The sequence below is a fragment of the Nocardia sp. NPDC049935 genome (genome assembly GCF_055586645.1).
In genome coordinates, this window is record NZ_JBVJHV010000008.1 from 134,941 (window position 1) to 149,440 (window position 14,500).

At 68.9% G+C, this 14,500-nt stretch carries 7 protein-coding genes; 1 reads left to right on the forward strand and 6 read right to left on the reverse strand.

Features of this window, described 5'->3' with window-relative positions; genetic code table 11:
* Nucleotides 1–111 precede the first annotated feature (111 nt).
* From eccCa to ACZ6SF_RS27400, 5 genes are all read right to left on the reverse strand, one after another.
* Nucleotides 112–4,122 (reverse strand): type VII secretion protein EccCa, encoded by a 4,011-nt coding sequence (gene eccCa, locus ACZ6SF_RS27380; RefSeq protein WP_466065773.1) that lies wholly within the window; start codon nt 4,120–4,122, stop codon nt 112–114.
* Entirely contained in the window at nt 4,119–5,675 is a 1,557-nt protein-coding gene (gene eccB, locus ACZ6SF_RS27385) for a type VII secretion protein EccB (protein ID WP_466065774.1), read from the reverse strand. The genes eccCa and eccB overlap by 4 nt, the downstream gene beginning before the upstream one ends.
* Nucleotides 5,676–5,777: 102 nt before the next feature.
* A complete protein-coding gene (eccA, locus tag ACZ6SF_RS27390) occupies nt 5,778–7,535 on the reverse strand; it encodes a type VII secretion AAA-ATPase EccA (RefSeq protein ID WP_466065776.1) in 1,758 nt (585 codons plus the stop codon).
* Between the two features lie 514 nt (nt 7,536–8,049).
* Entirely contained in the window at nt 8,050–9,807 is a 1,758-nt protein-coding gene (locus ACZ6SF_RS27395) for a WXG100 family type VII secretion target (RefSeq protein ID WP_466065777.1), read from the reverse strand.
* A 15-nt stretch (nt 9,808–9,822) separates the two neighbouring features.
* A complete protein-coding gene (locus tag ACZ6SF_RS27400) occupies nt 9,823–10,788 on the reverse strand; it encodes a C40 family peptidase (protein ID WP_466065779.1) in 966 nt (321 codons plus the stop codon).
* A 191-nt stretch (nt 10,789–10,979) separates the two neighbouring features.
* Between ACZ6SF_RS27400 and ACZ6SF_RS27405 the strand changes: the two genes are divergently transcribed.
* A complete protein-coding gene (locus ACZ6SF_RS27405) occupies nt 10,980–12,170 on the forward strand; it encodes a hypothetical protein (protein WP_466065781.1) in 1,191 nt (396 codons plus the stop codon).
* Between the two features lie 334 nt (nt 12,171–12,504).
* On the opposite strand, the gene ACZ6SF_RS27410 is transcribed toward ACZ6SF_RS27405, so the two are convergent.
* A complete protein-coding gene (locus ACZ6SF_RS27410) occupies nt 12,505–14,499 on the reverse strand; it encodes a type VII secretion target (protein WP_466065783.1) in 1,995 nt (664 codons plus the stop codon).
* Nucleotide 14,500 lies beyond the last annotated feature (1 nt).

The following is a 14,500-nucleotide window of genomic DNA, read 5'->3' on the forward strand; positions in this document are numbered from 1 at the left end:
TCCAATCGACCGTTGCCGGGATCGCATCGAGGCGATACCGAAAACGCTAAGCCATTCCCAACTGTGGGGATGAGCTGCGGGACACCGGCTTACGCCGATATCGGCGGGTGCTCACTCCGACTGCCAGGCGGCCTGGACGAGATCTCTGCGTGACAGCAGCGGTTCCACGAGAATCCCCCGGCCCAACGGCTGCTTGGTCGCCTTCACATCTCCGATGAGCATGCCGTCCATCTTGGTTCCGTCCATGATGAAGCCGGATGAGTTCAGGTTCTTGACCTGTCCGAGTACCGAGTCGTACATGGCCGAATCCGCCTGGGCGATATTGCGTGCCGCCACGAGGTGGAAGCCGGTGTCGCGACCGTCCAGAATGATCTCCTTCAGTGGATCCAAAGGATTCATCTGGCCACGCTGCGAGACCATATGGTAATCGTCCACCACCACGAAGATCTCCGGCCCGCTCCACCAGGATCGTTCCTTGAGCTGCTGGGAGGTAACGCCGTCCGGGGGTCGCCGGCTACGCATTTTCGCGACGAACGGGGGCAGATATTCGGTCAGATCGCGAGAGCTGGTGAGGTAGCCGACCATATATTCGGGCGGAAGGGCGTCCATATGGTGACGCCGGTAGTCGACGAGCAGCACTCGGGCCTCGTCCGGAGTGAAACGGGTGCGGATGGACTCCAGGATCGCACCCACCGTTGTCGACTTACCGCATCCGGTCGATCCCAGGATCACGAAATGCGGCGACACCCCGAAATCGATAACGGCCGGCCCGAGATCGGATTCGCGGACACCGAACGGAAGTGCCAGCCGCTCGGCCAGGTTCGTCGGGCGGGGAATAGTTTCCAGGATCTCCGGCAAACGCACTTGTCCTGGGAGCAGCCGGACTTCGGGCGCCCGGCGGCCGGAATACGTCTGGTTCAACTGAGTGATCGTCGCGGCCAATCCCGCGGACGCGGTCTCGGCGTCACCTTCGCCATCCGTTCGTGGCAGCGCAGTCAGCATATGGAGCGCATCGGTGGAGATACAGCGCCCGGGCCGGTGAGGCGGAATTCCGGCGACGACCGCTCGGTGCGTGTTGAACACGGTATCGGTGAGGTCACCGAGTCGCATCTCCACACGGGTCTGCAGCAGATCCTTCACCTGCGGCCGGATCGCGGCCCATCGTGAACTGCTCACCACCAGATGGATGCCGTAATTCAGCCCCTGGAGCGCGATATTCTCCATCGTCGGCATGTACTCGTCGTAGAACGGCCCGTTCACGGCGAACCCGATATCCCAGCCGTCCACCACCACGAACACATCACCGTGCTCATCGCCGTAGGACGACAACTCCGCCGAACCCTGCGGGGTTGCCCGGCGCCGCCGGAACTCCCGCATGGAATCGATTCCGAGATGGTCGAACAGCGTCTGGCGCGAGGTGATGAGATTGCGGATCAGCGCGAAAGTACGGCGGATCCGGTCCACATCACGGGCCGCGGCCACCGCGCCCACATGCGGCAGCGTCCGCAGCGGTGCGAGCCCGCCGGAGAAGTCGAAGCAGTAGAACTGGACCTGCTCCGGCGTGTGGGTCAGCGCGGCCGAGATGATCAGGGTCTGCAGGGCGGTGGATTTACCCGACTGTGGACCGCCGACCACCGCCACATGCCCGCCGGCGCCGGACAGATCCACCGACCAGACATCCTGCCGCTGCTGACGGGGCCGGTCGACAATGGCCCACGGCATCCGCAGCGTCCCCGCCTCCACCGCCGGGACAAGGCGGTCCAGGGTCGGCGGGACCCCTAGCGGAGGCAGCCACATCTTGTGCGCCGGGCGTCCGTGCCGGGCGAACTGTTGCAGCGTGGTCTCCATCACGGTGACCACTTCACCGTCGGTGTCGCCGGGTTCGGGCGCGTGCACCACCTCCACCGGCTGCGCCGCGCGCACCTCCGCGATATAGGCGGCGGTGAACCGTTGCGGCGGACGGTATCCGCCGCCGGGACGCCGGGCCCGCTGTGCGCTGGACGCGGTGGTCTGCGCGGGTGCGGTGTAGGGGCCGCCCACGTAGGCGGCCTGGAAGCGTTGCAGATCGCCCGCCCCGACCCGCAGATAGCCCGAACCGGGCTTCTTCGGCAGGTGGTAGGCGTCGGCGGTGCCGATGGCATCGCGGGAGTCGCTGGTCTGGTTGGTGCGCAGCGCGATCCGGTACGACAGGTGCGCCTCGAGTTCGCCCATCCGGTTGGCCGGAACCTTCTGCGAGGAGAGCAGCAGGTGGATCCGCAGCGAACGGCCGAGGCGGCCGATGGCGACGAACAGCTTCGAGAAGCCGGGGTGCTGTTCGAGCAGCTCGGCGAATTCGTCGAGGATGATCAGCAGGGTCGGCAGCGGTTCCAGTTGTGCGCCCTGTTCCCGCGCCTTCTCGTAGTCCGCGACGCTGGCGAAGTTACCGGCGTCGCGCAGGACCCGCTGCCGCCGCGCCATCTCGCCGTTGATCACGTCTTCCATACGGGTGACGAGATCGGCCTCTTCCTCCATGTTGGTGACCACCGCGGTCACATGGGAGAGCCGGTCGAAGCCCAGGAAGGTCGCGCCACCCTTGAAGTCGACCAGCAGCAGGTTCAGTACGTCCGGGGAGTGTTCGGCGATCGCGGAGAGCACCAGGGTCCGGAGGAATTCCGATTTGCCGGAACCGGTCGCGCCGATGCACATACCGTGTGGGCCCATACCCTCTTCGGCCGATTCCTTGATGTCCAGGCGCACCACCTGGCCGGTCGGGTCGTGCCCGAAGGGAATGTTCAAGCGGTTGCGGTCGGCGTCGCGGCGCACGGGCCACTGCCGATCCACCCGGACGCCGCCGGGGTCGCTGATACCGACCATGTCCTCCCAGGAGGTGCTGCTGGTGGCCTGTTCCGCGGCCACCGCCTCGACCACCGTGGACAGCCGGTACGGGGAGAGCCGCCGCGCCACCGCGGTGGCCTGCGGTATCGACATGAGGTCGGCGGTCCCGACCAGCCGGGTGCCGCGCGCGGTGATCTCCTGTAGCGCGTGGTCGGCGCCGAGGGCGAACTTCAGCGAACGGGGCAGCGATTGTTCCGAAGGTCCGAGCCGCAACCAGGTGCAGCCGTCGATACCGGAGATATCGCGGTCGGTGTTGGTGCCGCCGGATTCCACGATCAGGACGAAATGCGATTTGTCCAGCGCGGGCTCGTTGTTGGCCGAGAACGGGCCCCGGTTCAGTCCGGCGAGCACCTTGGTACGCAATTCCGCCACGGTGCGGTAGATCATCCGGCTCGAGCCGATGGCATCGCTTTCGGCCGGATGCTGGGTATGCGGCAACCATTTCAGCCAGGACCACTCCGGCGAATCCGGATGGTTCAGTACCGCCGCCACCGCGACCTGGTCCGGGCCGTGCAGCACCGCGATCTCGGCGATCATCGCCCGGGCCAGGCCCGCCACCGCGGCGGGATCGCCGTCCAGTCCGACCAGCGGCGCGGAGAGCAGATTGATGGCCACCGGCATCCCGCCGACCGTCGAATAGGCCTTGGCGAACCGGGTCAGTTCGACCACGCCCACCGGGTCGAGATCAGAGGTCGGCGCCGCTTCCGGCACGATCACCCGGACCTGGTTGGCGATCCGGCCGCGGCCCATCCGGACCCGCAGGAACTGCGGATTCGCGACTTGTACCTCCCACATCCGCTTACCGCCGACCAGCCGTCCGAGACCCGCCGGGCCCGGGTGCGTATAGGAGAGGTAGTCGTAGAGTTCGGTTTCGGACTCGTGAATGGTTTTACGGTTGTCGGTGATCGAGCGCAGATAGTCCTTGCGCTCCTCGTTCAGGCCGGCCGCCGTGCTGGTGGCACCCCCGCCCCCGCCCAGCTGACCGCCCATCATGCCGAACATCGACACGATCATCATCATCGGGAACATCAGCATCATCGGCGACATGGCCCGGCCGCCGCTGAACATCATCGCCATCATGCCGACCATGGCCGCCACCATGATCACCGGCATGATCATCTTGAGCTTGGACATGGGCACCGGCCGGGGCAGTTCGGTCGGTGGCTGCAGCCGCAATTCGGTGACCGCCGGCGCCTTGGGGCCGCGCGCCATCCGCGCCGGCCGCACGAAACGGCGGGTCGCGGTCATTTGTTACCCGTCATCTGCACACCCGCCATATTCGGTGGTATCCCGTCGTGCTGGATCATCGCGTCGCCGATCGACAGGGTTGGTCCGACCGCGAAGAGCGAGACGATGCTCCACGGCGCTGTCACCGGCGGTCTCAATCCCAGGGCGGTGAGCGTCGGATCGCTCTGGCCACCCGATTTCATATCCGCGCCGACCCCGTACCTGACCCCACTGTCGGAGATCCAGAACAGGGATTCGCGCAGCGGGGACCCGGGTTCGGAGCCGGTGACCTGCACGAACTTCCCGGAGGTCCGGGGCAGGTAGGCGAAGTCGGCCGTGGCGCCCCCGGAGTACGGCGCGGTGACCAGTTGTACAGTGCGACCCTGCTCCTCCTTGGTGAGCGGGAGCTGCCTGCCGAACAGCAGCCGGGTGTGGGCGTCCGGGTCGGAACCGGTGCGGGTCCACTGGTAGCAGGTGATCAGATCACGGATGGGATCGAGTATCTCGACCGGTTCGGCCGGATAGGTCGCCGTTCCCGGCCAGTCCCCGGGCCGCAGATTCGCCGCGGCGACATCCGGGCCGATAGTGCTCGTCGCTACAGAGCCGTGGGAGTTGGCGTTGCGGACGATCGAGGCGATCACCGCGCTCACCCGCACCAGACCCGCGTTCGACACCAGATAGTAGGTGGCGGGCTGATTCGGCGAGGCCGCGGTGACGATCGACCCGACCACCGCGTCCAGCGCCGGTTTCAAGGTCACCGGCGCCCCCGCGCCCGGGACATCCGGAACCCGGATCGGCGCCACCTCCGGGATCGCGCCGAGCAGCCCCGGCGACGCCGCGGCGACCTGCACGGTCGAGTCGATACCCAGGGCCAGCATCACCGGTGATTCGGCGAGGTTGATCTCCGCGCGCACCACGCCCTGCACCGGGTCGGAGTACACCAGCCAGGTCGCGTCGTCACCGCGCAGCAGCCGGGCCTGCCGACCGCTCAGTTCGTGGACGGCGTCATCGTCGACGGTCAGCGGCCCGGCTATCGCGGTGGTCAGGACCGCCGACCGGGTCAGCGTCGGGAGACCGGTCTTGGGATCCACCGGAGCGGCGGCGCCGGTGCGGGCGGTATCGCACACCGTCCACTGCGAATCCTTCTCCTCTTCGTCGGAGATCTGCCCCGGCGCCCCCGGTATTCCCACCCAGGCGCCGCGCGGGTACTTCGCCAATTCGCTGTTCGAGACCTCCACCGGATTCACGGCCCGGCCGACGATCAATCTGGCGGAGGTCAGATTCAGCGTGGGATGCAGCCGGTCGCCGAGTTTCACGTAGAGGGCGCCGCTGCTCTTTTCCGCGATGATCGGCGAATCCCCCACCGGTTTGGCCGGTTTGAAGAATGCCAGGACCGCCGCTCCGGCGATACCTATACAGGCAAGCGCCACCCCGATGGCCAGCGCGGTGGACCGGCCGCGGGAAGGATCATCGATCATCGACGCGTCGCGGCGCACCAGGGCGTGCTCGATCCGGTGTAGCAGGAACCGCCAACCCGAAACCTGGTGTTTGGTCACCACCCGGAAGCGTGCCACCGGTATTCGTTCCTTCCGCCGACCTCGGCCACAACCTAACGCGCGACCCACCGCCGGAATGTTCCCAAAAATGGGAAGATTCAGTGGGCCCGGCGGTACGCGTTACTTGGCGACCGGCGCCAAACCCTGCAGAGCCGCGGTGATATCGAAGGCGTCGACGGTCATGAGCTCCTCATCGGTCAGCGCGGCGATATCCACATTGTCGCGGGTGAACCGGAAATCCCGCTCCGCCTCGGCGGCCTCCACCACGTTGCGGACGAAACGGCCGTTACCGGCCAGATCGATGAGCCGGCGCCCGTTCTTGCTCTGCTCCGACATCACAGTGCACCGATCGCGCAGGACCTCCCGGGCCTGATCGGACAGAATGGAATCCTTCTTGCCCGCGATATGGTCGGCGATCTGGACCAGTTCGTCGGGGTCGTAGCTCGGGAAGCGCACCCGCTTGGTGAAACGCGATGACAGCCCCTCGTTCGACTGCAGGAACCGGTCGATCTCGGCCTCGTAGCCGGCGATGATCACCACCAGTTTGTCGCGGTCGTTCTCCATCCGGGCCAGCAGCGTGTCCACCGCTTCCTTGCCGAAGGCGTCGCCGCCGGACAGGCCCTCCTGGATGAGGGTGTAGGCCTCGTCGATGAACAGCACACCGCCGAGCGCCGAATCGATCAGCGCGTTGGTCTTGGGCGCGGTATGGCCGAGATGGGTGCCGACCATATCGTTGCGGGAGGCCTCGATGACATCGGCGTTCTCGACCACCCCCAGTCCGGCGAAGATCTTCGCGATGACCCGGGCGATGGTGGTCTTACCCGTTCCGGGCGGCCCGGAGAAGATCAGGTGGTTGGAGCGCGAATCGACCGCCAGCCCACGCTTCGCCCGCACCTGGTCCATGAGCACGCCGGACTTCAGCCGGTCGACCTGCTCCTTGACCGAATCCATACCGATCTGGGACTGCAGCAGTTTCGACGCCTCGTCGAGCAGCGTGTCCCGCTCCGCCTTGGCCGCGCTGGCCGCGACCTCGGCGGGATCGTCGCCGGATTTCGGATCCCAGATATTCACGCGCGAGGCGATCACGGCGGGCGTGGTGACCTCGAGCCGGTAATTCTTGTCCCGCACAGCCTGCTGCCAGTTGGGCCGGTCGGGCCACAGACCCGACCCCTGCAGGCCCTTCAGGATCTTCTCGGCGGCGTCGTGTTCGCCGTTGTGCCGCAGAATCATCCCGAGCAGGTAATGGGCGTCGGCCCAGATATAGGAGAGGTTGCCGGACTGACTGTCCTCGACGATGCGCTGCGCGCGCGGCATGGCCTCGCCGAAACGCCCGAGGTGGGCCAGAGCGCTCGCCGCCATGAGTTCGGCCGCGATATCGAGCAATCCGTCTTCGAGTACCGGTTTCTGCCCGCGGTTGGCGAGCACATCGGGCCAGCGGCCGGTCCGGTAGAACAGTGAGAGCCGGGCGAAATCGGCGACATCGTCGCCCCGGACCTCGTCCAGAATGGCGGCGGCCTCCTGCCATTCGCCTCCCCCGGCGTAGGCGCAGGCCTGCGCGATGGCGATCTGGTCGCGGTCGGCCATCACGACCCGCAGACCGAAGACGCCGATCTCGACCTGGCACCACAGCGCACGGTCGACCAGACCGGCGCGTTGCTGGTCCCGGTAGAGATTGTGCGAGGAACGATAGGCGCCGTAGATGACCTCGGAGGTCACCTCACCCGCCATCGCGCGGCCCAGCCAGGCATCGCACATATCCGGATCGAGATCCGTTGCCGCCGTGAACGCCGCGCGTGCGTGCTCTTCGTTGCGCACCCCACCGGCGACCAATCCCAAACTCTGCACGCCCGTGTAGAACGCGTCCTCGGCCGCTGACAACTCGGACTTCCCTTCCGCCGACCCTCGCCTGCTGGCAGGGTAGGCCACCGCCCCCGATCCGGACGCACCGCCCATTTCCCGCCCTTGGGAACATTCACCGAATGGCCCGCGGAACCGGTGAGGTATCCGCTCCCGGGTCCGAGAACCTCCCGGGCGCTCCGCCGAACGGTCGGAAGCTCCCACCATTGAACGGCTCATAGAACAGCGTTAGGGTATCGGCGGCCGCGCGCCACACCTCGCGCCGGCCACTCTCTACGGACAGCCGGCCTCCGCGATCCGGGGCCGGCTTCCGCATGAATTCCCCTGGAATACCTCGATATCCCGCGGAGTTCGGACGACCTCGGCCATCTGCCGCCGAGGAACCCTTCCCCCCATTGGCAATAGTGCCGCTGGTTGACGGCACGTTATTCATTGCTAGAGTAGTCGGCAGGTCACCAGTTCCCTCATCCCTGATGACCGTTCCAGCGGCGGCCGGTGGAAACAGCGAGCCACCGGCCGCCGCATTCTCTCCCGATCAGATCCGGGGCGGGCCGTCATCGGCGGTCGGCGGTGCCGAAACCGCCGCGGTCCCGGTCCGCCGCCGTCGATCATCATCGTGCCCGGGTCGCGGCTCGGCCTCATTTCCAGGCGGTTGTCCGCTCGATGCCCCCGCCGGCTGCGCGACAGGCTCACCGAGCGGCGGTGTCGAATCCCCCCGCGGCGCGTCCTGGTGCGGCGAATCCCCGGCGGCCGTCACAACCGGAACTCGTGGAGCCGGACGATCAGGCCTGGCCCACGGCGTTTTCGACGGTTCCGCCACCGGATCCGCCGGACGCTGCGACCACGGGTTCGGTTTCGCGGTCTTCCGGCGCCGGTCGGGCCGCCCCCGCGGAGCCCGCGTCCCGGCGCCCGCCGGATCACGAGGAGCGGCCTTACCGGAGCCCGCGTCGGCGCCACCCGGACCCGCGGCCGCGCCACGGCTCCACGGGTTCGCCTGCGCCGCTTCCGTCCCGGCACCGGCCGCGGGACCGGTAGCCGCGCGGGTGCCCGTCTCCGCCGGCGGCGAAGACGCCGATGTGGCCGATTCCGCCGCGATCCGGTCGCCGACATCTGCCACGCCGGTATCGGCGGTGACCGCTGGAACCCCCGGCGAACCGTTGTCGTGGGTCTCGCTCGAAACCGCCGCCGGCCGGGCACCCGTCTCCGATCGCGCTTCCGGCACCAACCGCTCCGCACCCGGGGTCCCCTGCGATTGCGCGGCCGCCAGCGCCCGCCCCGCCCCGTCGTCCGAACCCACCGGCCGCGCGGACGCCGGAGACTCGGGCCCCCGACCCGTCCCGTCGGGTTCCGCGCTCCCTGATCGGGTCCCGTTCCGCGACGGGTCGTCCCCGGGCGACTCCGCGACAGCGGTTTTCCCCGGATCCGGAATCCAGTTGCGCGGAGCCGCACCCGGCGCCGTCGACTGCGACTGCCCCGCACCGGTGCCGGGCGGGACACGATCGGGCGCTACCGGATTCGACCCCGGCGGTACCGCGCCCGGCTGGGCGGCAGCACCGGGAGCGGGGCCCACCGGCGTGGTGAAATCCAAGGCCGCCACGTTGCCGGCGAACTTCTCCGCGTGCCCCATGATGTCGTCGGCGTGATCGTCGAGCACCTGGGCGTAGCGCCGGACCTCGTCCGGGTCGATATGCAGCACGTCGCTACCACCGGGATCGACACCGAGCAGATCGGCGGCCGCGTCGTAGACGACCCCGTTGATCATATCGGCGACCGCGGCCTCCAGCGGTTCGATGGCCTTGCCCAGAACCTCGGCCAGGATATAGGCGATGAGCATCTGCTCCATGGCCTTGACCAGCTGTTTCGCCGCCATCGCGAGGGATTGGCCCAGGGCGGTGGAAACGCCCCCGGTGGCCACGGTCGCCGCCATCGCCGTGCCGTAGGCGGCCGCGAGCAACGCGAGTTCGGTGAGCACCACGATCTTCACCGCGGTGATCACCTCGGCGGCGATCTCCAACGCGGTGGCGACACCGTTGCACAGTTCGTCGAGTTTCTCCATATGCGACGAACTCAGCCGTGCCCACGACGCCACGAGAGCGCGGTAGGACTGCCCCTGGTACACCGCCCCCATATCGGAGATGGCGCCCGTCGCCGAGGCGTGGGTACCGGCGACCTCGTCGGCGAAGGTGCGTACGTGCCCGGCCAGTTCGCGTACCTGGTCCTCGTTGATATCCGGGTACGGGACACCGACGAAGTTCAGGAACATCGCCACTTCGTGGGGTATCTCGATGGCCAACGGCGCGGGTTCCGCTCAGACGACTCGAATCACTACAGCGCTGGGCGGCATGGGCGAATACGTCACCGTCGCACCCGAGTACGGCGCCTCGATCACCATACCGTTACCGGCGGCGAGCTGGACGTGCTCGGGGCCGCGGGAGCTGAACGATCCCGCCGGAAACACCAGGTCACCCGCACGGACATCGCGTGGATCGACCCGCTCTCCGGCGTAGATCTGCTCGTAGGTGGTCCGGGGCAGCACCACTTCACCGTTGGTCGCCTGTGCGATCGCGTACTGGGTCAGGCCGGAACAGTCGAAACCGCCCCCGGAGGGACCGCCGGCGCCGCCGCCGCCCCAGATATAGGGCAGCCCGAGCGCGGAATCCGCCACCTGGGCCGCCCGGCCGCCTTTGCTCTTGTCCCAGTTGCGCCGGGTTCTCCGGGAGGGCTGCTGCTGGGTGACCTGTTGTCCGGACACCATGCGTGGGCGCCGCCGGCGCCGCCGTTTCCGGGGCGGCGTCGAGGCTGTGCGTGCGCGCTCGGCGAGCGCCGCCGACGGCATGATCTGCGCCGCCTGTCTACGTGCCGCGTCGATATCGGCGTTCACCTGCCTGGTCGCATTCGTGATGGTCTGCTGGGCCGAATCGAGCAGCGCCGGACCGCTGAATCTCGTATCACCGATGGCGGTGATGGCCTGGATGCGTGCCTGCAGGTCGGAGATCTGACCGGTCAGCACTCCCCGTCCGTTCAGCGTGCCGGTCCCCGATTCGGTGACCGTCTTGCTCACGACCCCCTCGCGGCCGTGCTGTGTCTCGAGCACCGTCCGCTGGATGCCCAGCGCGTCGTTGTAGCGGGTGGCCCCGCCGCCGGAGAGCCGGCTCAGATCCGATGCGATGGCCTGTGCCAGCGAGGCCGACCCGCGTTCGGCCGGCTGCCCGGCTCCGTACAGCCCGAGCAGCTCCCGTAACACACCGTGCACATCGTCGGTCAGTGCCGGCATACGATCAGCTCAGCATCGCTCATCGCACCGACTTACCTCTCTGCCCCGCACCCCGGGCAATTCTTCGGCAACTACGCCCTATTTTCGTGGTTCGACTATGCGACACGACGGCAGTGAACGCGGCGCGTCCTATTCCCATCCTTAGGAAGACAACACAATGAAGGAGATTGCACGGGAGGCGACGACAGCGGATGGATACAGCGACAGCGAACGCGGAACCCGACACCTCCGTCCCCGCGTCGGACGGCGCCGGACCCGTCGACCAACGATCCCGGGACCCCCGGATCCTCGCTGCCTCACCCGCGCCCGGACCCGGCGAGCCCAGGCCCGCCACCCCGATATCCGATAAAGCGGGCCCCGGCGGCGGATCCGGTACAGCGGGTGGCGCGGCGCCTCCGGGAACGGGCGGGCCCGAAGAGCGCGCGGGCGATGTGGCCGCCAAATCCGGTGCTCTGCACGTCATCAGCAAATCCGGTCCCGAGAAGCCCCAGACCACGATCGCCCTGCTCCGGCCCCCCGGCGCCTCGGAGGAGCTCAAACTCTTCATCGGCCAGGCCGAGGCCGCCATGCAGCAGTCGGTGGATGTGCTCGGTTTCGGGCGGTCGGATCCACCGCCGCCACCCAAGAACGGGCGTACCCCGGACAAGATCCAGCTCGCCGGGCTCGAGGGCTCGGGCGCGGGAGTGGATCAGTACAAACAGCAGGTCCTCTCGGCCGGAGCCCGGCAGGACTCCATGGTGGATATGGACGCCCAGGTCGACGGCACCTCGCAGATGGTGGCCGCCGAACAGGCGCAGACCCTGTTCAGGATCCACCACATCAAGTCCGAACTGAATGCCGCGCTGGCCTCGGTCGGCGCGAAAAAGCTCAAACCCGCCCAGGAAGCCAAGATCATGGACGCCGTCGCCGACGCGGTGACCAGGGTCCATGACGAGGTGCAGAAGGCTCAGGAAGTGAACACGGGCGCCGCGGGCGGAGGCGCCGCGGGCGGAGGCTCCGGTGGCGGCGGTTCCGCCGGTGGCGGCGGTGGCGGTGCCACGGGCGCCGGCGCGGCCGGAGGCGCCGGTGGCGGTCTCGGTTCGATCCTGCCGATGCTGGCCATGCTGCCCATGGCGCTGATGCCGATGCTCGGCCAGCTGCCGGAGATGCTCGGGCAGAAGGACAAGGAAAAGGACGACGACGAGAACGAGGACGAGGACGAAGCGCCGCCGAGCCGGCCCGCTCCGGCTGCCGGGCCCGCTCCGACCGACCCCACCGCCCAGGCACCGCAGGGCGCGGCACCGCCCGCGGGCGACGCACCGCCGCCGAACCAGAATCCGCAGCCGGGAACACCGCAGACCGAGATTCCCTACGGCCCGACACCTCCCAGCAAACAGGCGTGACCGACTGTCCCGATGCATGATTCGTCCTGCCCCGCGGCGGTAGGCCGATAGCGGCCCGAGTCGGCCGAGACGCGAAGAATCCGGCGCGGCGGGCTCGTCACCGTCCGCGAGAGTCGATCATCGACCGGGTTCGGGTGACGCCGGGCTCATTTCGGCCGGGCTCACCGGATAGCGGAATCGCCCGCGCGGCCCCGGGGTGAAGGGGTCGGCGACGAAACGTTCCGCGGTGAGGCCGGGGCGGGCCTGGTAGTGCCACCGCAGGCCACGCTCCCGGGCCGGGCCCCCGCGACCCATCTGGAGCGGCGAGGGGCCCGGCCGAGAAGTCAACCCGATATCACACCGCGTCCCGGTCCCCGCCGGGCGGTGTGACCACCGGTGGAACCACACCGGGCGGCGGGCCCGCTGCCGTACTCGGCGCCGAGACGCCTCCGGCGGGCGGACCCACCGGGGCGCCGGCGGCTGGGGCATCCACCCCGGCCGGCGGCGCCGAGACGGCGCCCGACCCGCCACCGGGCTGCGCCACTCGCTCGTCCACACCCACCGCCACCGGGGCCGGAACCGCGGTGAAGCCGGGATGTTCCAGCACCTGGCCATGCGCGTAGACGGCGTCACGCAAGACCTGCCGGTCGGGCTCGCGGGCCAGCAACGCGACCAGTTCGTTGCATCGGCGCTCCCACACCATCGCGCGCAGCGCGGTCACCTCGTCGCCCACCCTGATGCCGCCGATATCGACGCGACCCACATCGACCCGCTGTGAGATCATCGCCGCGGCCAGCAGATCGTCGGCGTCGCGTAGTTCCTCCCACCAACTGCGCGGGATCTCGTCGCCCACCTCGACCCGGGCCAGGATCCGGTCGCGGATTCCGCGAGCCCCGACCGTGTCGTAATGGCCCGGCACGGAACGGGACAACTGTGCGTGGGCGTCGGCCGCCAGCGCGATACAGCGCGCGCGGACTCCGGAATCCGGGACCGCGGCGACCGATTCCAAGGACGGCACCGATCCCGTGATGCCCAGGCGGTCCGCGGTATCGGAGGTGAGCACACGCAGGTCGACGTCGTATCCGGGACCGACCAGGCCCTGCATCGCCACTTCGCCGAGCCTGCTCTGCAGGCCGGGATCGATGGGCCCGGAGGACACCAGCGCCGACAAGGTGGCGTTCGCCTTCGCGCCCCAGGCGAGGCCGAACTCCACCAGCACCCGCGCCGGATCCGCGACACCCTCCCACGGGGCGGCGATATCGCCATCGGCGGCGAGCAGTTCATCCCAGAGCCACGGTGTGGAGACCTGGCGCGGAATGTAGAGCCCGGCGGGCAGCCAGCCCCGGCCCTCGTTGGAAGTGATGAACATCCCGGCACCGCCCGGACCGCGCAGCACCGCCACCGCCCAGGTCATGCCGACCGGCGAGTCGGTGGCGGCGAGAACCGCGCCGAGCAGGGTCTTGGCAATGACGAGATCCTCGTTCGCCGCCTCGCCGACGATGTAATCGGGTTCGGCCTCCCGGTCCTTGGCCGAGGCCACGGCCGCATTGAACGGTGTCGGCGCCGCTCCCACGGGAACGGGGGTGCCGTCCGAGGCGGCGGCGTTCGAGGAGGTGGCACCCGTACGCTCGTCGCCACCGGCCCCGGAGCCGAGAGGTCCACCGATCAGGCCGCTGCCCGGCGCGACCACGCCCGTTCCGGTGGGACCCCCCGCGGTCCCGCCGGTACCGGGCGTACCGGCCGCGGACGCGGCGATATTCTCCCCGGGCGGCACCGCACCGGGAGCAGCGCCGCCGGTCTGCGGTGCCGCCCCGGGCTGTCCGGGCTGCGAGGCACCGCCGGCCGGGGCACCGGCGGGTCCGGTCGCGTCGGAACTTCCGGGAAGAACCCCACCGCCCGCCGGAGTGGTGATGCCGGGGCCGCTGCCGTCGGCGGGCGCCGCGGCGACCGGCGCGGTCTCGGGCCTGCCCGGTGCGTCGACCGCGGGCCTCGGGGCCGGGGCCGAGTCGTCGAATCCGGAGCCTCGGCCCCCGTCGGTATCCTCGCCGTTCCGGCGAATGGTGGCCGCGCCCTCCAGATCGCCGCGTTCGTACTCGTTGGCGGAGTCGCGCAGAGATCTAGCGGTCTGCTCGTGTTCACGGGCCAGCGCCTCACCGGCGCGCAGCCGGGCATCGTAATAGTCCTCGAGCGCGCGCTTCACCGGATCGGCGATCTTGCCGTAGGTGGGTTCGAAATTGGCCAGCCAGTCCGCGGGCGGCTGTGCCCACTCCCGCGTTTCGGCCGCCACCTGATCGTGCTGGTCGGCCAGCTGGCGCAGTACCGCGGGTTCGATATCCAACCGGTCCGGCATG